Below are 20,719 nucleotides of genomic sequence, written 5' to 3' on the forward strand. Positions count from 1 at the left end.
GGGCACGCGGGGTGGACAAGCAGAGCGAAGGAACGGGTGAGGGCAGTGCCGACCGGCAAGGTCAAGTGGTACGACGCGGAGAAGGGGTTCGGATTCGTCACCCAGGACGGTGGCGAGGACGTCTACATCCGCAAGACCGCGCTCCCGCAGGGTGTCGAGGCACTCAAGGCAGGTCAGCGGCTCGAGTTCGGCGTTGCCGACGGGCGGCGCGGCCCGCAGGCGCTCTCCGTCCGGCTCATCGATTCCCTGCCCTCGGTGGTGGAGGCGCGGCGACGTCCGGCGGAGGAGCTGCACGGCCTCATCGAGGACATGATCAAGCTGCTGGAAATGAAGGTCCAGCCGGATCTGCGCCGCGGCCGCTACCCCGATCGCAAGAACACCAAGCGCATCGCCGAGGTCATGCGGGCCGTCGCGCGCGACCTCGACCCGTAAACCCCTCGGGGGTCAGGGCTGGACCGGGGCCGGCTGGGCCAGGGGCTGGACCTGCAGGGACCAGTAGGCCCTGGCCACCAGCTGCGGGTTGCCGTTCTCGTCCAGGATCGGCTTGCCCGACTGGTCGGCGGCGTAGGCCGCGCCCAGTTGCTGCACTTCCACCACGACCAGCTGGCCCTCCGGGCCGTCCGGGGTGGCGGTGTAGGAAAGCCGGGTCCCCGGCGAGAAGTACTGCTGCTTGACGTTGAGGTTGCCCTTGGCGTCGGCGTACTGGACGTTGACCAGCCACGGGGTGTCCCGGATCTCGGAGGGCACCGAAATCTGCACCGGGGCCCCGGGGCGGACCTTCAGCGTGACCGCGGCATCGGGGTACTTGTCGCAGGTGCGCACCAGCACGTCGCAGTGGAGCACCGGTTTCGCGTTCACCACGTGGCCGTCGCCGTAGAAGGTGACTTCGGGCGGGCCCACGGAGGTGGCGCACCCGGTCACCACGAGGGCGCCGGCGGCCAGCGCCGCCAGTTTCCCCGCACGCCGGCGGCGGCCGTGCACCACCGCGCCCCGATCCCCCCGCACCACGTCCCGCTGACTCACCCGACTGCGCCGCATGGGGGGAACATTACGAGCCGGTCGTGCGGACCGGCTGTTCGGCCCTTCTCCTCGTGGCCCACGGCACGAGCGAGCCGCCGCGCTGCAGCAGCACCGTCTGGGTCAGGCCGAGAGCCAGCAGCAGCGACACCACCAGGAAACCGACCCAGTAGACCGGGGGCAGCAGCAGCCCGATCGCGCCGCCGAGGCACCAGGCCAGTTGCAGCACCGTTTCGGAGCGGCCGAACGCCGAGGCGCGCGACTGTTCGGGCAGGTCGGTCTGGATCACCGCGTCGAGGCTGATCTTGGCCAGCGCGCTGGCCGTGGCGCCGACCAGGCCGACCACGGCCGCGGTGGCGATCCCGGCGAGGACGGTGGCGAGCACGGTCGAGCCGAGCGCCGCGGCGAGGGAGCCGACCACGACCTGCCCCGGGCGGCCGAAGTGCAGCCGCGAGCCGAGCGCGTTGCCCGCGAAGCCGCCGATCCCGGCGGCGGCGCCGATCACGCCGAGCAGCAGCAACTGGGTGAACGGGGTCTGGCCGGTGCTTTCGGCCTGTGCCTTGACCGCGAAGGCCGCGAACATCATCAGGAACCCGGTGAGCACCCGGATGGCACCGTTGCCCCACAGCGAGAGCACCACGTCCTCACTGAGTGGCTGCCGCTTCTTCGGACCGGGGCGGGCCTTGATGAGCGAGGTGGGCACCTCGCCCTCGGTGACCTCGACCCACGACGGGATGCGCATGGACTGCACGGCCGCGGCCACGCAGACCAGTGCGGTGAACCACAGTGCGCCCGCCGGGCCGGTCAGCGCGTTGACCCCGCTGGCGATGCCGCCGAACACCCCGCCCGCGGCCAGGCCGAAGACGGTGAGCCGCGCGTTGGTCTTGGACAGGGTGATCTCAGGCGGCACCACGCGGGGGGCGACCGCGGACTTGAGCACGGTGTACGACTTGGACAGCACCATCATGCCCAGCGCGGCCGGGTAGAGGCCCCAGTCGTCGAAGTGCAGTGCCATGAGCACGGCCATCAGGCCCTGGCCGAGCGACGACAGGCACATGGCCAGCCGCCTGCCCCGCTGGATCCGGTCCAGTGCCGGGCCGATCACCGGGGCCACCAGCGCGAACGGGGCGATGGTGATGAGCAGGTACAGCGCGACCCGGCCGCGGCTCTCGCCGCTGGTGGCGGCGAAGAACAGGGTGTTGGCCAGCGCCACGGCCATGGTCGCGTCGCTGGCGTAGTTGAGCATCACCGCGTAGGTCAGCGCGGTGAGCCCGGATTTGTCGGCCCCGTCGGCCCTGGTGGCGCGCTGGAACGCGCCGACCGCCTTGCCGCCGAGTTCACGGCTTCGCAGTGCGGCGACCCTGGTCACCGTGATCTTCTTCGGCAGCCGGGGGACGCCCGTGGGGGCCTCCAAGCGGCTGTGGTGCGTTTCCTCGTCCCGGGATGGCTGAACTCCGGGCGGGTAGCCGTCGGTGTCGTAGTGCTCGTAGAGCGGTTCGGTGCGACGCGGCGGGGGCGGGCCCTGGCGTTCCGGCGGGCGCGGTGGGTACGGCCGCGCCCCGCGCGCGGGTGGCGGCGGGCGGAAGGCGTGCGTCGGCGGCTCTTCCGCCGGGCGTCCCGGGGGCTCGGCGTAGAAGTGGCTGGGCGCGCTGGGCCGCCAGGGCTGGCCGGCCCCCGGCTCCGGTGTCCACTTCCGTTTGCGACCCACGGACCAATCTTGCCCCAACCGGGCGACGCGATGCCGCCTGATCAGCTGGTGCCGACGAATTTCACCCGGAACATCGTCGGCCACAGCTTCCCGGTGATGAGGAACTCGTCCGTGCCGGGCACGGCGGCGATCCCGTTGAGCACGTCGGCGCGGGCCTGCTGCTCGGGGGTGAGCAGGCCGGAGGCGTCGATGACGCCGGTCACCTCGCCGGTGGCGGCGTCGATGCGCAGGATGCGGCCGGTCTGCCAGACGTTGGCGTAAACGGTGCCGCCGACGCATTCCAGCTCGTTGAGCTGGTCGTACGTCTCGGCGCCCGCGTGCACGGTGACCTCTCCGAGCGGGGCGAAGGTGACCGGGTCGCGGAAGGTCAGCCGGTCGGAGCCGTTGCTCATCACCAGGCGGCCGCTGTCCTGGTGGCACAGGCCCCAGCCCTCGCCCTGGTAGGTGACGCGCCGCAGTTCGGCGAGCGTGCGCGGGTCACGGGCGATGGCGATGCCGTCGCGCCAGGTCAGTTGCCACAGCACCCCGCCGGTGACGGTGATGCCCTCGCCGAACAGGGGGGCCGGTATCGCCGCTCGCACCGACGGCGGCTGCCCCGCCCAAGCCACCCTGACCTCGGAGTGGCCCTCCAGGCCGGTGCTCTCGTAGAGAAGGTCCCCGGAGAATTCGAGCCCTTCGGTGAACGCGGAGGTGTCGTGCGGGAGGGTTTCCAGCACGTCGACCTTCAACTGCGGGACGCGGGAGGAGGCCTGCGAGGCCCCCGCCGCGCAGCCGGTCAGCGCCAGCCCCAGAGCGAGTGAAATCGTGGCGAGTGTGCGCATCGGCTCACCCTGACACGGACCCGCACCTCCCGCCCAGCGGTCCACTCGGCCGGGTGGCACCCGGCGACCAGCCCCGACTCACCTTTCTTTCGCTCGTCGCGTCACAATGAACTCATGACCCTGCTGCTCACCCTCGATGACGGTTCCGTCCAGCGGGCCCTCGCCGACGCCGTCGAGCTCGCCCGCGCGGCCGCGGTCGACGAGGCCGGGGCTGAGCAGGTCGGCGCCCACGCGGGCGTCCACCGTGAGGACGCGGTATCCGCCAGTCACCTGTTCGAAGCGGCCGTTCCCGGTTACCGGGGCTGGCACTGGTCGGTCACGGTGGCCGCGGCCGGTCCGGACGCCCCGGTCACGGTGAGCGAGGTCGTACTGATGCCGGGGCCGGACGCGCTGACCGCGCCGAAGTGGGTGCCGTGGGAGCATCGGGTGCGCCCCGGCGACCTCGGGGTGGGCGACATCTTCCCCACCGACGCCGAGGATCCGCGGCTGGTGCCCGCGTACCTGCGGTCCGACGATCCGGCGGTCGAGGAGGTCGCCCACGAGGCCGGGCTGGGCCGCGTGCACGTGTTGTCCCGGCTCGGGCGGACCGAGGCGGCGACCCGGTGGCGCAACGGCGAGTTCGGCCCGCGCTCCGACATGGCGCGCAGCGCGCCGGAGGCGTGCGGGACCTGTGGCTTCTACCTGCCGCTGGCGGGATCGCTGCGCGCGGCCTTCGGGGTGTGCGGCAACGAGATCTCCCCGGCCGACGGCCGGGTGGTGAACGTGGAGTACGGCTGCGGGGCGCATTCCGAGATCGAGGTCGAGCTGACCTCCTCGGTGCCGGTGGCCGAGCTGGTCTACGACGATTCCCTGCTCGACACCGAGCCACTGGACACCGAGCCGCCCGCCCCGGAGACGCCCGACAGGGAGACGCCGGACGGAGAGGTGGCCGACGACGGGGAAGTGGCCGACGGGGAAGTGGCCGAGACGAGCGAGACGGTGGAGGCCACCGCGCAGGACGAGGCGGCCGACGGAGACGGCTCCGCCGAGTGAGCACGCCCGAGCGGGATCCGTTCGGCACGGAGGCCCTGCGCGCCTCGGTACTGCGCGCGTGGGCCGATTCGCCGACCCGGTTCACCGAAGACACCAACGCCGAACGCGATCTGCGGGTCGGTGCCTACCGGGATCGCCTGCTGGTGGAGTTGGCGCAGAACGCGGCGGATGCCGCGCTGACCGCTGGTGTGCCGGGCAGGCTTCGCGTGGAGCTCGCCGGAGGCGAGCTGAGGGTCGCCAACACCGGGGCACCGCTGGACGCCGCGGGGGTCGCCTCCCTGGCTTCACTGCGCGCTTCGGCCAAGAGGCACACCCAGGACACCGTGGGGCAGTTCGGGGTGGGCTTCGCCGCCGTCCTCGCCGTCACCAGCGAACCGCGCGTGGTGTCGCGCACCGGTGGGGTCGCCTTCTCGGAAGCGCGGACCCGGGAGGCGGTGGGACACGAGCCGGGACGGGACGGCGAGGTGCCGGTGCTGCGCCTGCCGTGGCCGGTCGAGGAGGCGGTGCCGGAGGGGTTCGACACCGAGGTCCGCCTGCCGTTGCGGGAGGACGTCGATCCCGCCGCACTGTTCGCGAGGCTCACCACCGAGGTCGAGGACCTGCTGCTCGCCCTGCCCTGGCTGGCCCGCGTCGAGGTGGGCGACTCGGTCTGGGAACGGTCGGCCGAGGACGAACAGGTGGTGATCTCCGCGCCGGACGGCACGGTCCGCCGCTGGCTGGTGCAGGACGCGCCCGGCGGGTTGTGGGCGGTGCCCGTGGACTCCGGGCCGGTCCCGCTGGAGAGCGACGTGCTGCACGCGCCGACCCCGACCGACGAACGGTTGTCGCTGCCCGCGCGCCTGATCGCCTCGGTGGCGCTGGAGCCCTCGCGCCGACGCGTCCTGCCCGGTGCCGATTTCACCGCACCCGCCCGCGCCTATCCCGACCTCGTCCGCCGGTTCGAGCCCGGACAGCGGCTCCTTCTGGTGCCCAGGGCCGGTTTCCCATTGTCCGAAGTGGACGCGAAACTGCGGGAAGCGGTGCTCGCCGAGCTCGCGGCCCAGCCGTGGCTGACCGCGAAGACAGGTGAGATCGCGCCCCGGCGGGCGCGCGTGCTCGACGTCGAGTCGCCCGAACTGGTCACCATGCTCGGCGAGGTGGTGCCGAGGCTGGTTTCGGTGTCCGGGCCGGAGGCGGTCCGGGTGCTCGCCGCGGTCGGCGCGGAGCGGCTGGAGATCCCGGAACTCGTCGAACTGCTCACCGGGGCCGAGCACCCTCCGGACTGGTGGCGCTCGCTCTACGACGTGCTGCTGCCGCTGGTCGAAGCCCATTGGGTGAGCGATGAGGACCTGGGCGCACTGCCGGTCCCGCTCGCGGACGGCCGCACCCTGCCCGGGCCGCGTGGCACGCTCCTGTTCGGCGCCTCCGCGGAACTGCTGGACCTGTTGGCCGGCGCCGACGTGGTCGGGCTTCGGCTGGTGCACCCCGAAGCCGCTCATCCCTTGCTGGAGCGGCTGGGTGCGCGGGAGGCCGGGCCCGCGGAGCTGCTCGAAACGCCCGCGCTGCGGGACGCGGTCGAGCGCAGTACCGAGGACGCACTGTCCGGTTTGGACATACGGCCGCTGGTGGAAGCGGTGCTGCGACTGGTTTCCGAGACCGGCGGGGAAGACCTCGGGGCGTTGGCCCTGCCCTCGGAGGAGGGCTGGCGCCGGGCCGACGAACTGGTGCTGCCGACCTCGCCGCTGTTGAGGGTGTTCGATCCCGAAGCGCTGGGCGAAGAGAGCCCGCTTTCGGTGCTGGACGAGGAGTTCGCGCAGCGCTGGCCGTCCAGGGTGCTCACCGCCGTCGGCGTCCAGGACTCCTTCACCGTGACCGCCGAGGGCGTCCGCGATCTCGACCTCGTCGCCGATGACGCGTGGCCGGAGGCGCTGCGGCTGCTGGCCGCGGAGCGGGATACCTGGCAGGAACTCACCACGGGGCCGACCGGGAACTGGCTCGCGCGCAACGCGCTACTCGCCGGGCACGCACCGGACTGGTGGCGGCTTCCGGAGGCGGACGGGCTCGCCGGGCTGTACGACCCGGTGCCGGACGTCGGGGTCCGGGCGGACGTGCTGGCCGCGGCCGGGGTGCGCGCGGAACTCGTCGTCGACGACCTGGAGGACGCCGCCGATCTCCTGGACCGGCTGGGCGATCCGGCGCGGGTGGTGGCCCCGGGCCTGGTCGCGCGCGCCCACACCGAGCTCGCCGGTGCGGATCTGGACTGGGCGGAGCTCGACGCGCCGGAGCGCGTGCGGGCGCTCGATGGCACGGTGGTCGACGCCGAGCATGCGGCCGTGCTCGACCGGCCCTGGCTCGCCGCGGTATGGCCGACGGGACGGCTCGTCGCGGTCCCGGAGGGGGCGGAGCGCCTCGCGGAACTGCTGGATGTGCCGCTGCTCAGCGAGCTCGTCTCGGCGCGGCTGCCGGAGGGCGAGTACGTGCCGTGGGCCGAGCTGACCGCGATCTGCCTGGCCGCGGAACTGCTGGACATCCCGTTGCCCGAGGGCGGGGTCGTGGTGCACGAGGAGTTGATCGTCGAGATCGACGGTGTCAAGCACGACGCGCCGTGGTGGGTCGAAAGTGGCTCGTTTCACGGGGAACATCACGCGGAGGACACCCCGGCCGCGCTGGCGCGGGCCTTCGCCTGGGCGTCCGGTCACTGGGCGGACCGCCACCTCATCGAGACGCTGCTCGACGACCCGGACCCGCTGACCCTCTACACCTGACCGCCTGCGCCTGCAGCACAACGTGACCGTTGAACTACCAAGCGGTAATGGGACCTGACCTCGCTAGATGCCGGTCTGCGCGGAGCGGGAGCCGCGCCGGGCCGCCGCTCGCTGCCAGGTCATAATGCCCATGCCGATGAGGCTGAGCACGACGCCGGCGACGCAGGTCCACAGCCACACACTCGGCGAGTGACCGAATCCGAGGTCGTGGATCGCGAACGCGACGACCCCGGCCAGCCACGCGAAACACCCGACCACGACGATCGGGAACAGCGCGGTCAGGCGGGCGGGCAACTCCGGTACGGGACGCAAGGAGACCTTGCCGTCCCCGCCCTTGCTCGGATCGGTCACGTCAGGAAGGCTACCGGCGGGTCACCATCGAGCACCACGAAGGCGGAGGCATGGTCGCGCAGGACACGCGGTCGGGATTCGACCGTTTATTCAAGATCAGCGAAAGGGGGTCGACCACTGGCCGCGAAATCCGCGGCGGACTGGTCACCTTCGTCACGATGGCCTACATCATCGTGCTCAACCCGCTGATCATCGGCAGCTTCTCCGCAAGCGACGCCTCGGCCCACAAGGACGTCCTCGGCGGCATCCTGCCCGCGAACCAGGTGGCGGCGGTCACCGCGCTGGTCGCCGGGGTGCTGACCATCATGATGGGCCTGATCGCCCAGTACCCGTTCGCCATCGCGACCGGGCTGGGCATCAACAGCCTGCTCGCGGTCACCATCGCCCCCCAGGTCACCTGGCCCGAGGCGATGGGCCTGGTGGTGATCGAGGGTCTGATCATCGTGCTGCTGGTGCTCACCGGCTTCCGCACCGCCGTGTTCAACGCGGTGCCCGCGGCGCTCAAGTCCGCGATCGCCGTCGGCATCGGCCTGTTCATCTCCTTCATCGGCCTGGTCGACGCCGGGTTCGTGCGGCGGCTGCCCGACGCGGCGAACACCACGGTGCCGGTGGGGCTGGGCATCAGCGGCTCCATCGCCTCGTGGCCGACCGCGGTGTTCGTGGTGGGTCTGCTGCTGACCGGGATCCTGGTGGCGAAGCGGGTGCGCGGCGGCATTCTGCTGGGCGTGCTCGGCACCACCGTGGTGGCGATCGTCGTCGAGTCGATCGTGCACGCGGGCCCGTCCATGGGCACGAACCCGAAGGGCTGGAACCTGGGCTACCCGGCCCTGCCGTCCAAGGTGGTCGGCCTGCCGGATCTGTCGCTGGTCGGCGACGTGTCGTTCGGGGCGTGGACGCGGCTGCCGGTCATCACCGTGCTCCTGCTGGTGTTCACCCTGGTACTGGCCGACTTCTTCGACGCCATGGGCACGATGACCGGCCTGGCCCAGGAGGCGGGCCAGCTCGGCAAGGACGGCCAGTTGCCGCGGGTCGGCCGCGCGCTGTTCGTGGAGGGCCTGGCCGGTGCCGCTGGTGGTTTCGGCTCGGCCAGTTCCAACACCGTGTTCATCGAATCCGCGTCCGGTATCGCGGAGGGCGCGCGGACCGGTCTGGCGAACATCGTCACGGGTGTGTTGTTCATCGCCGCGATGTTTTTCACACCGCTGTACGCGTCGGTGCCGGTGGAAGCGGCCGCGCCGGCGCTCGTGGTGGTCGGCGCGCTGATGATCCGGCAGGTCAAGGAGATCGACTTCACCGACTTCTCGGTGGCGCTGCCCGCCTTCCTGACCATCGTGGTGATGCCGTTCACCTACTCGATCGCCAACGGCATCGGGGCCGGTTTCATCAGCTACGTCGTCATCCAGGCCGTCACCGGCAGGGCCCGCAAGGTCCACCCGCTGATGTGGATCATCGCCCTCGCGTTCGTCGCCTACTTCGCCGTCGGCCCGATCCAGGCCGCCCTGCGGTAGTTCGCGTGGCAAACAGGGCCGTGAGGAACCCCCTCACGGCCCTGTTTGCTGTGAGGGGTCCCCTCACGGCAAAGCTCTTCCGGGATCGTGAGGTATGCTAAGTATGTGTCCGAAATGCGGGAGCGCGCCCTGGCGGGTCGGCTGAGGCTGGCCGTGGTGCGGCTCAACCGCAGACTCCGGGCACAGCGGACCGACCAGAACGTCTCGCTCACGCAGATCGCGGCACTGTCCACGCTGCACAAGTGCGGGCCGCTCACACCGGGCAAGCTTGCCGCCAAGGAAGGCGTGCAGCCGCCGTCGATGACCAGGGTGATCGCCGCGCTGGAGGAGATGGGTTACGTGCGCCGTGGCCCTCACCCCACCGACGGCAGGCAGTCGATCGTCACGCTCACCGAGAGCGGGCTGAAGTTCATCGACGAGACCGTCTCCGCACGAGAGGCCTGGTTGGACCGCAAATTGGCGGAACTGAGCGGTGATGAGCGAGAAATCCTCGCTCGCGCCGCCGAGATCATCGACAGGATGGCGGGGAACGAATAACGGTGCGGCCGAGAACGGGTAGCGAAGTCCAGAAGATCACCACTACGACGACAGCTACCCGGGGGCAGGCCCCACCCGGCCGGATCCCACGCAAGTCCGGCATGTTCGCCTCGCTGCGGATCCGCAACTACCGGCTGTTCTTCTCCGGCCAGGTGATCTCCAACATCGGCACCTGGATGCAGCGCATCGCGCAGGACTGGCTGGTTTTCGAGCTGTCCGGCAACAACCCCGTCGCGCTCGGCATCGCGGTGGCCCTGCAGTTCGCCCCGACCGTACTGCTGTCCCTGTGGGCGGGCGTGCTGGCCGACCGGGTCGACAAGCGGCGGCTGAGCCTGTTCATCCAGAGCGGGATCGCGGTGCAGGCGCTGGTGCTCGGGCTGCTGGACACCGCCGGGGTGGTCACCCTATGGCAGGTCTACCTGCTGTGTGTCGTGCTCGGTGTGTTCAGTGCGCTGGATGTGCCGGTGCGCCAGTCGTTCGTCGCGGAAATGGTGGGACGCGACCAGATTCCCAACGCGGTCGCGCTCAACTCCGCGGTGTTCAACATGGCCAGGATCGTCGGGCCCGCGATCGCCGGGTTCGGCATCACCGCGGCCGGTACCGGCTGGATGTTCCTGGTCAACGCGATCAGCACGCTGGCCGTCATCGCCGGTCTGCTGCTGATGAAGCCGGACCGGCTGGTGCGCGGCCGCACGGTGCCGCGCGCGAAGGGGCAGTTGCGGGAGGGTCTTGCCTACGTGCGGGGCCGCTCGGACCTGGTCGCGGTGATGGTGCTGGTGTTCTTCGTCAGCACCTTCGGGATCACCTTCTTCACGTCGCTGGCGATCGTGGCGCGCAACGTCTTCGGCACCGCGGCCGACGGGTACGGCCTACTGTCCACTTTGCTCGCGGTGGGGACGTTCACCGGTTCGCTGATGGCCGCCCGGCGTGGGGCGAAGCGCAAGCCGAACGTCCGGCTGCTGCTGATCGCGGCGGGCAGCCTCGGCGTGCTGGAGACGCTGGCCGCTTTCATGCCCACCTACCTGGTCTTCGGGATCGCGCTGATCCCGCTGGGCTTCGCCACGATCACGTTCCTCAACACGGCCAACGCACTGGTCCAGACCGCGGTGAGCGCCGAGATGCGGGGCCGCGTGATGGGGCTGTACGTGCTGGTCCTCATCGGGGGCAGCCCGATCGCCGGGCCCATGGTGGGCTGGATGGCGACCACCTTCGGCGGCCGCTCGCCCTTTTCGATCGGCGGCGTGATCTCGGTGATCGTCGCGGTGGCCTGCGCCGCCGTGCTCGCCCGCCGCGGCGGGGTGACCTTCCCGGGGCGTCGTCGTCTGGCCGGTCTGCGCGTGTTGTTTTCCCGGTCCGAGCCCGTCGTCGAGCTCCCCGTCGAACGCCGCGCGGCACCCCGCCGGGTCAGTGCGCGAGCAAGGACGGCAGTACCGACTCGGCGAGCGCTCTGAGCGCCTTGCCGTCGCTGCCGTCGCTGCCGCCGCTGAAGCTGACCTCCTGGGCGGAGTCGTCGGTGAGCTTGACCGCGACGAGCTTGTCGGTGATCATCGCCGGCCTGCCCGCCAGCGTGTCCGGATAGACGCGGGGCGAGACGTCGTCGGTGTAGACGGCCTCGACCCCGCGCACGGTGCACCGCCCGTCGAACCGGGGCTTGGCCGTTCCGCCGAGTTTCCCGAGCAGGGCGGTGCACAACTGCCAGGAGATCACCGGCCACGGCGAGTCGGCGATGCCGTGCTCCGGCACCGGGGCCTGGTTGCGGAAGGCGATCGTCTGTGCCGCGTTCTGGGTGGGCAGGCTGAGCCCCGGGGCCATGGTGGCGCGCACGATCTCGGTGGCGAGGGAGCCGGCGAGTTCGTCCGGTGCCTGCGTGGCCGCCGGTGCGGCGGGGCTCGTCCGGCCGACCTCGACCAGGAGGTAGGGGTTGATCTGCGGCGTGGGGGCCGCCGAGGTCAGCCGCACGTCGAGCCGGGCGTTGACCTCCGGCGCCAGGTACTCGGCCTCGCCGGTGAGACCGGCGACATCGACGGTGTGCGGATCCTCCAGTGCGGCGGGCGCGGCGGCGAGCCTCAGGGTCACCTCGTGGGTGGCGGTGATCGCGTGACAGGCGCCGTCGCGGACCTCGCGCAGCGTTCTGGACCCCAGCAGCGCATCCCAGCGCTGCTGGCTGAGGGCCTGGCAGAGCACGTGCGGCCCGGTGTCCGGTGGCAGTGCCGTGAGCATTTCCCCGCTGGGAATCGGCACCGCGCGCAGGGCCTGACCGCCCTTGGACGGCCAGATCGCGGGCAGCGTGGGCGCGGCGGCGGGCCGGTCGTGGACGTCGTGTGACCACAGGTAGCCCGCCGCGGTCGCCACCGAGGCGAAGGAAAGCAGCACTCCCACCACGATGACGAGCACGGTCGACGTCTTCACGGACTGCAACCTATCGGGTGGCGGACCGGACGGGACGACGATCCCCTTGCCACGGCGATTCAGGTTAGGCTAACCTTATTGATATCCGCTTCGTGGTGGGAGCGGCAGTCAGTTCGGGAACGAACGCGGCCCCGTCGCCGGGAAGGATCCCGGAGACGGGGCCGCGTGCAGTTCGATCCCGAACAGGGTGCGATAGGCCGCCACGATCTCCGCACCGTCCAGCGTCCGCTCGATCCGCTCGCCGTCCACCGTCTCGATCAGCCGTTCCCCGGCGAGGGTGACGCGACCCTGCTCGGTCGCTCGCGAGCAGGTCAGTCCCCGCGTGAAATGCGAGTCCGGTGAGGTCGCCTGCCACCAGCAGGTCGGGGCGAAATCCGCGAGTTCACGCGGGCGGCTCTCCAGCCGGTACGCGGGCTTCCCGTCGTGGCGCACCTCGATGTCGCCGTCCGGGGCGTCCAGCAGCAGGAACTCACCATCCGGATCGGACTGGGACTCGCAGGCGTTCCAGCGCAGCGGGTGGCGGCTGAACCGGCCGAAACCCACGTCCACCAGCCACGGCTCGTCCAGGTCCACCCGCAGGGCCAGATGGTCGAACGGCGCGCCGAGCCTGCCGCCCTCGCCGTACACCCTGCCCGAGAGCAGCGAGACCTCGAATCCCAGTGCCCGCAGCAAAGCGGCGAAGGCCCCGTTCAGCTCGTAGCAGAACCCTCCGCGGTGCCTGCGCACGATCTTGTCGAACAGTGCGTCCTCGTCCAGATCGATTCGCTCGGGCAGGTGCACGCTGAGGTTTTCGAACGGCACCGACAGCAGGTGGCGCTCGTGCAACTCGCGCAGTGCGGCGGCGGAAGGGGCGGCGGGACGTGCGGCTCCGATGCGCGCGAGGTAGGCGTCCACATCGAACGGAGTGCCGGGACGGGGGTGGGAACGGCTGGCCATGGGCCTACCGTCGCATCTCGACCACGGTGGAGGTCAAGCCGATAAAAAACGGGGCCCTTCCGCTACGGGAAGGACCCCGGGGGGTCAGGCTCGAACCGGTTTCAGACCAGCAGGCCGTTGCCGCCGGAAACGGCGTTGTCGAACCGCTTGCTGATCTCGCCCCAGTTGTAGATGTTCCACAGCGCCTTGACGTAGTCCGCCTTGACGTTCTTGTAGTCGAGGTAGAAGGCGTGCTCCCACACGTCGACCAGCAGGACCGGCACGGTCGGCAGGATCAGGTTGTTGTGGTGGTCGCGCAGCTGCTGGGTGATCAGCGTCTTGCCGATCGGGTCCCAGGACAGCGCCGCCCAGCCGTTGCCCTGGATGGTGGTGGCGACCGCGGTGAACTGGGCCTGGAACTTGTCGAACGAACCGAACGCCTCGTCGATCGCGGCGGCCAGCTCGCCGGTCGGCTTGTCGCCGCCTTCCGGCGACAGGATCTTCCACCACACGACGTGGTTCGCGTGACCGGCCAGGTTGAACGCCAGCGTGGTCTCCAGGCCGACGATCGAACCGAAGTCGCCCTTCTCGCGCGCCTCCGCGAGCTTGTCCAGGGTGTCGTTCGCACCCTTCACGTAGGCCGCGTGGTGCTTGCTGTGGTGCAGCTCGTTGATCTCACCCGAGATGTGCGGAGCCAGCGCACCGTAGTCGTAGTCAAGGTCGGGAAGCTCGTACCGGGCCATCAGCCCTCCTTCTTGTTCTGCCGCAAAATCCCTGCGCTACCAAACTAGTAGCTACCGTATCCAGTGGCTAACCGGGGAGCGGGCCGTCCGCGATCCGGGATGCCGTCCACGGACAGCCTGCAAGCTCCAGCATGCTGGAGGTCAAGTGTAAGGGTGATCACGAAATAAGCCTGTCGGGAAGTTTGCGTGGTGGTGCGTCCGCGGCGTGATCAGGCCTCCAGCGGCCAAGTGTGCACGGGTTCCTCGGTCCGGGCCAGTTCGAGATAGCGGGAGAGCATCGCCGACAGCGCGGCCTCACGGTCCGCGCCGCCCCGCTGCGCGCGCGCCACCGTCTCCCGCTGCCACCATGCGCCGTTGCGGCGGGTGAGACACCGCTGCTCGATCACGCCGAGGAACCGGTTGATCGCCGCCTCTGAAACGCGTGCCCGCCGCAGGCCGTCGTAGGCGAGCGGGAGCAGCACACGCAGCATCAGCTCGTCCGGGTGCAGCCAGCCGAGACCGGGCCAGTACAACTGCGCGTCGAAACCGTTGCGGGCGCCCGCATAGAGGTTCTCCTCCGCGGACTGGAAGGACATCCGTGTCCATACTGGACGCTCCGCCTCGGCGAGCGCGCGCTGTGCGCCGAAGAAGAACGCGGCGTTGGCCATCATGTCCACCACGGTCGGTCCGGCGGGCAGCACCCTGTTTTCCACCCGAAGGTGCGGTCTGCCGTCCACCACGTCGTACACCGGGCGGTTCCAGCGCCACACGGTGCCGTTGTGCAGCCGCAGTTCGGTGAGCTTCGGCGCCCGCCCCGCCGCCAATGCCTCCAGCGGGTCCTCGCCGTCGGTCTCCGGGAGCAGGCCGGGGAAGTAGCGGACGTTTTCCTCGAACAGGTCGAAGATCGAGGTGATCCACCGCTCGCCGAACCACACCCTCGGGCGCACGCCCTGGTTCTTCAGTTCCTCCGGGCGGGTGTCGGTCGCCTGCAGGAACAGTGGAATGCGCGTTTCGTGCCAAAGGGCCTTGCCGAGCAGGAACGGCGAATTCGCCCCCACCGCCACCTGCACCCCGGCCAGGCACTGCGCCGCGTTCCAGTGCGCGGCGAACTCCTCGGGCGCGACCTGCAGGTGCAGCTGCACCGAGGTGCACGCCGCCTCCGGCAGGATCGACTCCGCCGAGGTGCGCAGCCGTTCCGGCGGATGGCCGGTCAGCGCGGCGCCGTCCATGGACAGCGTCATCTCCTCGCCGCGCGCCGCGAAGATCTGGTCGTTGAGCATGGTGTAGCGGGTGTTGTTGGTGATCCACTTCTGGTCGAAGTGGTCCGGGGTCAGGGTCGGCAGGATGCCGATCATGGCGGGCCGGGCGCCGGATGCGCCCGCCTTCTCTTCCGCCTTCTCGATGTACTCCCGCAGATCGTGTTCGAGCGCGAGCATCGAGTCACCGGCCAGCGGCCGCGGCGGCACGTTGATTTCGATGTTGTGCTGGGACAGTTCGTTGGTGAAGGACGGGTTGTCCAGCGCCTCCAGCACCTCGGCGTTGGTCATCGACGGGCGCATCGCGGCGTCGACCAGGTTCAGCTCCACTTCCAGCCCGATATGCCTCCGGGGAAAGGAGAAGACGCCCTCCGACAGCATCATTCCCAGCGTGTCGAGGCACCGTTGGACCTTGCGTCGGTACCGCGCCCGGTCGCGGGGATTGAAGCCGTCCGCCGAGAGATCCTGGCCCATCTGCTCCCTGCTTCTCCTGGTATCGCGGGCATCGCGGGCTCATCGACCACTATGCCTGGCGGACCACCGTGACACAGCATTTCCGCCGTCGGTATCGGCCAAATTGGTACAGTCGGCGATCCTCGCGGGCACCGGTGCGAAGCTGCGCCGTTCGCCCTAGCGGGACCCGGCTCGTTCGGAGCAGCGGCCCCGAGGCCACACTCATCCCTGTGGCGCAACTGATCTCCACCGAAGACGTGGCCGACCCCCGGCTCGACGACTTCCGCGAGCTGTCCACCGCCGACCGCCGCCCCGACCGTCCCGGCGGCCGCGGACTGGTGATCGCCGAGGGCACGGTCGTCGTCCGCCGCTTACTCGCCTCGGATTACCCGGTCCGGGCGGTTTTAGGCGTGGCCCGCCGGGTCGAGGAGCTCGCCGGGGACCTCACGGGTGTCGACGTGCCCGCCTACGTCACCTCCGCCGACGTGATGGCGAAGGTCGTCGGCTTCCACCTCAACCGCGGGGTGCTGGCCGTCGCCGACCGCGCCCCGCAGCCCGACGCGGCGGGGATACTGGCCCGTTCCCGGGTCGTCGCGGTCCTGGAAGGCGTCGGTGACCACGAAAACCTCGGTGCGCTGTTCCGCAACGCCGCTGCGCTCGGCGTCGACGGCGTGCTGCTCGGGCCCGGCTGCGCCGATCCGTTGTACCGGCGCAGCGTGCGGGTCTCCATGGGCAACGTCCTGCGCGTCCCGTTCGCCGCGCTGCCGGACTGGCCGGAAGGCCTGCAACTGGTGCGGCGGCACGGTTTCCGGATCGCGGCACTGACTCCGCGGGCCGATTCGATCACCCTCCGTGAAATAGGGCCGGGGAAAGTCGCGCTGCTGCTCGGTTCCGAGGGACCGGGGCTGACCCAGGAGGCCATCGCGGCCGCGGACGTCGCGGTGCGCATCCCGATGACCGAAGGCGTCGATTCGCTCAATGTGGCGACAGCCGCCGCAATAGCCTTCTACGAGGTGTCGGGCCGGTAGATTACGGACGTTCGCGAGCGCTGGAGGTGGAGGAAGCGTTGGAGCTGCGGATTCGCGGAGAGCGGGCGGTGCTCAAAGGGCACGGCGATGCCTACACGCGCGAGATCGATCCGCACAGCCTCGCCCTGGGGCCGGAACTTTCCGATGCCCTGCACGAGTGGGCCCGGGTCGGTGCCGCGGTGCGGCGGGCCGCCGAGAACGGCGACCCCGGCGAGGCGGCCGGAGTCGTGACGCGGCGCGGCCAGCAGCTCGCCGCGAGGGTGGCCACCGTGATGGGCACCCCGGTGCACTACGTCGACCCGGTGACCGACGAGGTCAGCGTCATCTCGCCGCAGCCGCCGGCGCAGCGCGCCGCCCCGTCGCTGATGCGGCAGTTGTTCGGCGCCACCCACGTCGGGACCGAACCCACGCCGTGGGCCACCGGGCTGGTGGTCTCCGCGTTCATCGCCGTGGTGGCGGTCATCGCGATGCTCTCGCTCGCCGTCGCGCTGGCCGCGGAGACCGCGGGCTGGGTGGTGCTGCTGGCCTCGGCGGTGGTCACCGCCGGGCTCACGCCCTCGCTGTGGCTCGCCCGGCGGGTGCCGATCGTCCGGTGGATCGCCCTCGGGGCGGCCGCCGGCTGCGTGCTCGCCTGGTTCGGCATCGTCCCCGTCGCCCTGTGAGCTGTCCGGGGTGCGCACCCCGGACAGCTCAGCCGCGGTGGGAGCGGACGCCGAGAAGGACATCCTCCCAGGCCGGGACGGCCGGGTGCGGTTTCTTCGCCCTCGGCCTCGCCGGTGTGGGCACGCCGGAGGTGGGCGGCACGGCCTGGTCCGGGATGGACGGTGACACCTGCCCCAGCGCCGCCTCGGCCTGAACGTCTTCGTCCGGCTCGGTGGTGCCGCCGTCCGCCGCGGTGTCCTCGCCCGCCTCGGTCACGGCACGCAGTGTCCGAGGCGCGCGGTTCGGGTCCAGCAGGTCCTCGGCCTGCTCGTCGAGGGCGGTCACCGTGCCCCCGTGGGCGCCCGGCGCGAAGGACCAGTGCGCGCTCATGTCGGAGCGGCCTGCCTGCCAGCGCAGCGCGACGACCCATCGGCCGTCCTCGCCCTTCCACGAATCCCACTCGGCCTTGCCGTAGTCCTGCCCGCGCACGCCGAAGGCGTAGGCGACGACCTCGCCGAGCGTGCGCACGTCCGGGCCGTCGTCGCGAACCGGGTGCGCCTGCTGCGCCAGCTCCGCGGTGCGGGAACGTTCGAGCAGGACCGGGTAGGCGAACCGCTCGACCCGCTGTTCGGGCACGCCCGCGCTCGCCGCCACCTGCTGGACGGACTCCCCGGCGCGGATCCGGGCCTGGATCTCTCGTGGTCGCATCGTCTTCTCCGCCTCGATCTCGATCTGGCCGAGCCGCGTCAAATCGCCCCTCGCGGCCGCTCGCAGTCTCTCATCGGCGGGGAGGAGGAACCGCTCGCCGCGCTCAGGGTCTTCGCACACGATGGACTTACCGTCCTCGTGTATCCCGACAACCCTCAGCGCTCGCATCAGCGGCCTCCTCCAGACATCATCTTCGTCGGTTCTCACGGTAAGGCGGCGCGTCGCCTTGACGGGAGAGGCGCGCCGATACCAGCGGACCCAATTGTGTGAGGTTTTCCGGACGCGCGAAGGCCACCGTCGCGGCCGTGGCGCGACGGTGGCCTTCGGGTGCGCCGGATGTCAGTCGGCCAGGTGCTCGACGACGTACTCGATGCAGCTGGTCAGGGCGGTGACGTCGCTCGGCTCGATGGCGGGGAACATGCCGACGCGCAACTGGTTGCGGCCCAGCTTCCGGTACGGCTCCACGTCCACGATCCCGTTCGCGCGCAGGACCTTGGCCACCGCCGAGGCGTCCACCTCGTCCACGAAGTCGATCGTGCCCACGACCTGCGAGCGCAACGCCGGGTCCTTGACGAACGGCACCGTGTAGCTGGTCTCCTCGGCCCACTCGTAGAGCCGGTCCGAAGAGTCCTTCGTGCGGGCGACCGTCCACTCGAGCCCGCCGTTGCCCAGCATCCACTCGATCTGGTTGGCCAGCAGGAACAGGGTCGCCACCGCGGGGGTGTTGTACGTCTGGTCCTTGCGGGAGTTGTCCAGCGCGGTGGTCAGCGACAGGAACTCCGGGATCCAGCGGTCGCCGGAGCCGATCTCGGTGACCCGCTCCACGGCGGCGGGCGACATCAGGGCGAGCCACAGGCCGCCGTCGGAGGCGAAGCACTTCTGCGGCGCGAAGTAGTACACGTCGAAGTCCTCGGCCTTGACCGGCAGGCCACCGGCGCCGGAGGTGGCGTCGATCGCGACGAGGGCGCCCTCGCTGCCCGCGGGACGCCGCACCGGCACCGCGACCCCGGTCGAGGTCTCGTTGTGGGCCCAGCCGACGAGGTCGGCACCCGCTTCGTAGGCGATCTCGGGGGCGCTGCCCGGCTCCGAGGAGACCACGATCGGGTCGGCGAGGAACGGCGCGCCCTTGGTCACCGAAGCGAACTTCGAGGAGAACTCACCGTAGGTGAAATGCTGCGACCGTTCCCGCACCAGGCCGAACGCCGCCGCGTCCCAGAACGCGGTGGTGCCGCCGTTGCCCAGCACGACCTCGTAGCCCTCGGGCAGCGAGAACAGTTCGGTCAGGCCCGCGCGCACCCTGCCGACCAGGGACTTCACCGGCTTCTGGCGGTGCGAGGTGCCCAGGTACCGGGCGCCTTCGGAGGACAGGCTGGCGAGCTGCTCCGCGCGGACCTTCGAAGGCCCGCAGCCGAAGCGGCCGTCAGAAGGCTTGAGTTCAGCGGGAATGGTCAGCTCAGCGGTCATGGGTCCAGTCTGTCACGCCCGCCAGCCCGCCTTGTCGACCCCGCCGGGGATCGGGGCGGCCGGGTCGTACGGGATGCGGGTGAAGATGAAGGTCGCGAGGTCCAGGTGGGACGGGACGCCCTCGGCGTCACGCCCGACGCGCAGCGTCTCGCCCGCGTAGTAGCCGTCGAGGCCGAGCCACTCGTCGCGGTCCACCGGGCGGAACCGGGAGGCGCGGCCCGCCCCGCCGACCGGGGCCAGCTCGAACATCCCGCCGGGGATGAGCCTGAGCAGGTACGGGGTCGGTCCCCAGTGCCACAGTCCGGTCAGCGCCAGCAGGCCCGGATCGGCCTCCACCGGCTTCCATTCCGCCGGAAGGTTCGGCTCGTGCTCGTCGGCGATGGTGATCAGGTCGATGACCAGGGTCAGGATCGCCGGACCGGAGGTGGTGTTGGCCATGGCGAGGGCGCCGGTGCCGCTGCCGGTGTCGACGATGGTGCAGGCGAGGAAGCCGGGCATCGAACCGGTGTGGCCCGCCAGCCTGCGACCCTGGTGCCGGACCAGCTGGAAGCCGAGGCCGTACCCGGCGGTCCAGGTGTTGGCGTCGTCGACGGTGGCGACGGCCCGCATCTCCGCCACGGTGTCCGGGTGGAGGACGTCGCCGGTGCGGCCGCCGACGAAGGCGGTCCAGCGCGCCAGGTCGTCGACCGTGGACCACAACTGGCCCGCGGGCGCCATCGCCCCGGCGTCGTGGCTCGGTTCGGGGAGCAGCACGTCGGCGAAGGGATGCACCGCCCAGCCGCGCGCGTGCCTGCCCTGGGGCTGGTCGGTGGTGCGGGACATGCCCAGCGGTTCGAGGACTTCGGTGCGCAGCGCGGACAGCCAGTCGGTGCCGCGGTAGCGGGCGACGAGCTCACCGAGCACGCCGTAACCGACGTTGGAGTAGTGGAAACGGCTGCCGGGCCGGTTCTTCACCGCGTTCGTCGCGAGGCTCGCCTGCAGCGCCTGCCAGTCGCCGCCGGGACTGCGCTCCCACCAGGAACCGGGGGATTCGGAGGTGAGACCGCCGGTGTGGGACAGCAGTTGCGCGATCGTGGACGAGCCGAAACCGGTGCCGGGCAGATGCTTGTCGAGCGGGTCGTTGAGGTCGAGCCTGCCCTCGTCGCGCAGCCGCATGACCAGTGCCGCCACCATCGACTTCGTGATCGAGCCGAGCCGGTACTGGGTGTCGTTGCCGGGTGTTTCACCGTCGACCAGCCCCCGCGCACCGGACCAGGCCAGCTCACCGTCGCGGACGACGGCGGCGACGATCGAGGGGACGCGGGCGGCCGCCTGCTCGGTGGCGAGACGGCGGAGCAGGGCGAACTCGGTGCTGGGCAGCATGCCGGTCATTCTGCCCGCCACCGCCCATCCGGGCAGACCCGC

Annotated in this window: 19 protein-coding genes; 8 read left to right on the forward strand and 11 right to left on the reverse strand. The window is 70.8% G+C overall.

All coding sequences use genetic code 11. The annotated features are described in order from the left end of the window. The first annotated feature begins 45 nt into the window (after positions 1 to 45). Positions 46 to 432, forward strand: a complete 387-nt coding sequence (locus ORV05_RS00285) for a cold-shock protein (RefSeq protein ID WP_268760059.1) — start codon at positions 46 to 48, stop codon at positions 430 to 432. A 12-nt stretch (positions 433 to 444) separates the two neighbouring features. Here the strand turns inward: ORV05_RS00285 and ORV05_RS00290 are convergent, their stop codons facing one another. The 3 genes from ORV05_RS00290 to ORV05_RS00300 are packed head-to-tail and all read right to left on the reverse strand — an operon-like array spanning position 445 to position 3,546. Continuing rightward, entirely contained in the window at positions 445 to 1,038 is a 594-nt protein-coding gene (locus tag ORV05_RS00290) for a DUF2771 family protein (RefSeq protein WP_407652657.1), read from the reverse strand. 10 nt (positions 1,039 to 1,048) lie between these two features. Further along, on the reverse strand, positions 1,049 to 2,725 hold the full coding sequence (locus ORV05_RS00295) for an MFS transporter (RefSeq protein ID WP_268756432.1): 1,677 nt from the start codon (positions 2,723 to 2,725) through the stop codon (positions 1,049 to 1,051). 41 nt (positions 2,726 to 2,766) lie between these two features. Beyond that, positions 2,767 to 3,546 carry a glutaminyl-peptide cyclotransferase gene (locus ORV05_RS00300; RefSeq protein WP_268756433.1) on the reverse strand — a complete coding sequence of 260 codons (780 nt, stop codon included), beginning with the start codon at positions 3,544 to 3,546 and terminating at the stop codon, positions 2,767 to 2,769. Between the two features lie 114 nt (positions 3,547 to 3,660). Here ORV05_RS00300 and ORV05_RS00305 point away from each other — a divergent pair, with 114 nt between their 5' ends. Next, positions 3,661 to 4,578, forward strand: coding sequence for a DUF3027 domain-containing protein (locus ORV05_RS00305; RefSeq protein ID WP_268756434.1), 918 nt, complete (start codon positions 3,661 to 3,663; stop codon positions 4,576 to 4,578). Beyond that, positions 4,575 to 7,322, forward strand: coding sequence for a sacsin N-terminal ATP-binding-like domain-containing protein (locus tag ORV05_RS00310; protein WP_268756435.1), 2,748 nt, complete (start codon positions 4,575 to 4,577; stop codon positions 7,320 to 7,322). The genes ORV05_RS00305 and ORV05_RS00310 overlap by 4 nt, the downstream gene beginning before the upstream one ends. A gap of 63 nt (positions 7,323 to 7,385) precedes the next feature. Here the strand turns inward: ORV05_RS00310 and ORV05_RS00315 are convergent, their stop codons facing one another. Beyond that, positions 7,386 to 7,673 carry a DUF2530 domain-containing protein gene (locus tag ORV05_RS00315; RefSeq protein WP_246127589.1) on the reverse strand — a complete coding sequence of 96 codons (288 nt, stop codon included), beginning with the start codon at positions 7,671 to 7,673 and terminating at the stop codon, positions 7,386 to 7,388. A 50-nt stretch (positions 7,674 to 7,723) separates the two neighbouring features. Between ORV05_RS00315 and ORV05_RS00320 the strand changes: the two genes are divergently transcribed. From ORV05_RS00320 to ORV05_RS00330, 3 genes are all read left to right on the forward strand, one after another. Then, on the forward strand, positions 7,724 to 9,181 hold the full coding sequence (locus tag ORV05_RS00320) for an NCS2 family permease (RefSeq protein WP_268756436.1): 1,458 nt from the start codon (positions 7,724 to 7,726) through the stop codon (positions 9,179 to 9,181). 114 nt (positions 9,182 to 9,295) lie between these two features. After that, the gene (locus tag ORV05_RS00325; protein ID WP_268760061.1) at positions 9,296 to 9,718 is read left to right on the forward strand and encodes a MarR family winged helix-turn-helix transcriptional regulator; all 423 of its coding nucleotides are present in this window, start codon (positions 9,296 to 9,298) and stop codon (positions 9,716 to 9,718) included. Between the two features lie 101 nt (positions 9,719 to 9,819). After that, complete coding sequence (locus ORV05_RS00330; protein WP_268756437.1) at positions 9,820 to 11,169, forward strand: MFS transporter; 1,350 nt, start codon at positions 9,820 to 9,822, stop codon at positions 11,167 to 11,169. On the opposite strand, the gene ORV05_RS00335 is transcribed toward ORV05_RS00330, so the two are convergent. The 4 genes from ORV05_RS00335 to ORV05_RS00350 form a co-directional block, all read right to left on the reverse strand. Beyond that, positions 11,123 to 12,127, reverse strand: a complete 1,005-nt coding sequence (locus tag ORV05_RS00335) for a hypothetical protein (RefSeq protein ID WP_268756438.1) — start codon at positions 12,125 to 12,127, stop codon at positions 11,123 to 11,125. The two genes, ORV05_RS00330 and ORV05_RS00335, sit on opposite strands and share 47 nt — an antisense overlap. A 108-nt stretch (positions 12,128 to 12,235) precedes the next feature. After that, the gene (locus tag ORV05_RS00340) at positions 12,236 to 13,063 is read right to left on the reverse strand and encodes an arylamine N-acetyltransferase family protein (RefSeq protein WP_268756439.1); all 828 of its coding nucleotides are present in this window, start codon (positions 13,061 to 13,063) and stop codon (positions 12,236 to 12,238) included. Positions 13,064 to 13,164: 101 nt separating this feature from the next. Further along, positions 13,165 to 13,785, reverse strand: a complete 621-nt coding sequence (locus ORV05_RS00345; RefSeq protein ID WP_144586561.1) for a superoxide dismutase — start codon at positions 13,783 to 13,785, stop codon at positions 13,165 to 13,167. 209 nt (positions 13,786 to 13,994) lie between these two features. Next, complete coding sequence (locus tag ORV05_RS00350) at positions 13,995 to 15,494, reverse strand: glutamate--cysteine ligase family protein (protein WP_268756440.1); 1,500 nt, start codon at positions 15,492 to 15,494, stop codon at positions 13,995 to 13,997. Positions 15,495 to 15,703: 209 nt separating this feature from the next. Between ORV05_RS00350 and ORV05_RS00355 the strand changes: the two genes are divergently transcribed. Both ORV05_RS00355 and ORV05_RS00360 read left to right on the forward strand, forming a co-directional pair. After that, complete coding sequence (locus ORV05_RS00355; RefSeq protein WP_268756441.1) at positions 15,704 to 16,501, forward strand: TrmH family RNA methyltransferase; 798 nt, start codon at positions 15,704 to 15,706, stop codon at positions 16,499 to 16,501. 38 nt (positions 16,502 to 16,539) lie between these two features. Then, positions 16,540 to 17,163 carry a DUF2537 domain-containing protein gene (locus tag ORV05_RS00360; RefSeq protein WP_268756442.1) on the forward strand — a complete coding sequence of 208 codons (624 nt, stop codon included), beginning with the start codon at positions 16,540 to 16,542 and terminating at the stop codon, positions 17,161 to 17,163. A gap of 28 nt (positions 17,164 to 17,191) precedes the next feature. Here the strand turns inward: ORV05_RS00360 and sepH are convergent, their stop codons facing one another. The 3 genes from sepH to ORV05_RS00375 all read right to left on the reverse strand — a co-directional run bounded on the left by sepH (position 17,192) and on the right by ORV05_RS00375 (position 20,677). Next, complete coding sequence (sepH, locus tag ORV05_RS00365) at positions 17,192 to 18,019, reverse strand: septation protein SepH (RefSeq protein WP_268756443.1); 828 nt, start codon at positions 18,017 to 18,019, stop codon at positions 17,192 to 17,194. Between the two features lie 171 nt (positions 18,020 to 18,190). Beyond that, a complete protein-coding gene (gene serC / locus ORV05_RS00370; protein ID WP_268756444.1) occupies positions 18,191 to 19,315 on the reverse strand; it encodes a phosphoserine transaminase in 1,125 nt (374 codons plus the stop codon). Between the two features lie 12 nt (positions 19,316 to 19,327). Next, positions 19,328 to 20,677: a serine hydrolase domain-containing protein gene (locus ORV05_RS00375; RefSeq protein ID WP_268756445.1), complete on the reverse strand. Its 1,350-nt coding sequence runs from the start codon at positions 20,675 to 20,677 to the stop codon at positions 19,328 to 19,330. Positions 20,678 to 20,719 lie beyond the last annotated feature (42 nt).

This window comes from Amycolatopsis cynarae, assembly GCF_026802195.1.
Classification (GTDB): domain Bacteria; phylum Actinomycetota; class Actinomycetes; order Mycobacteriales; family Pseudonocardiaceae; genus Amycolatopsis_E; species Amycolatopsis_E rhizosphaerae.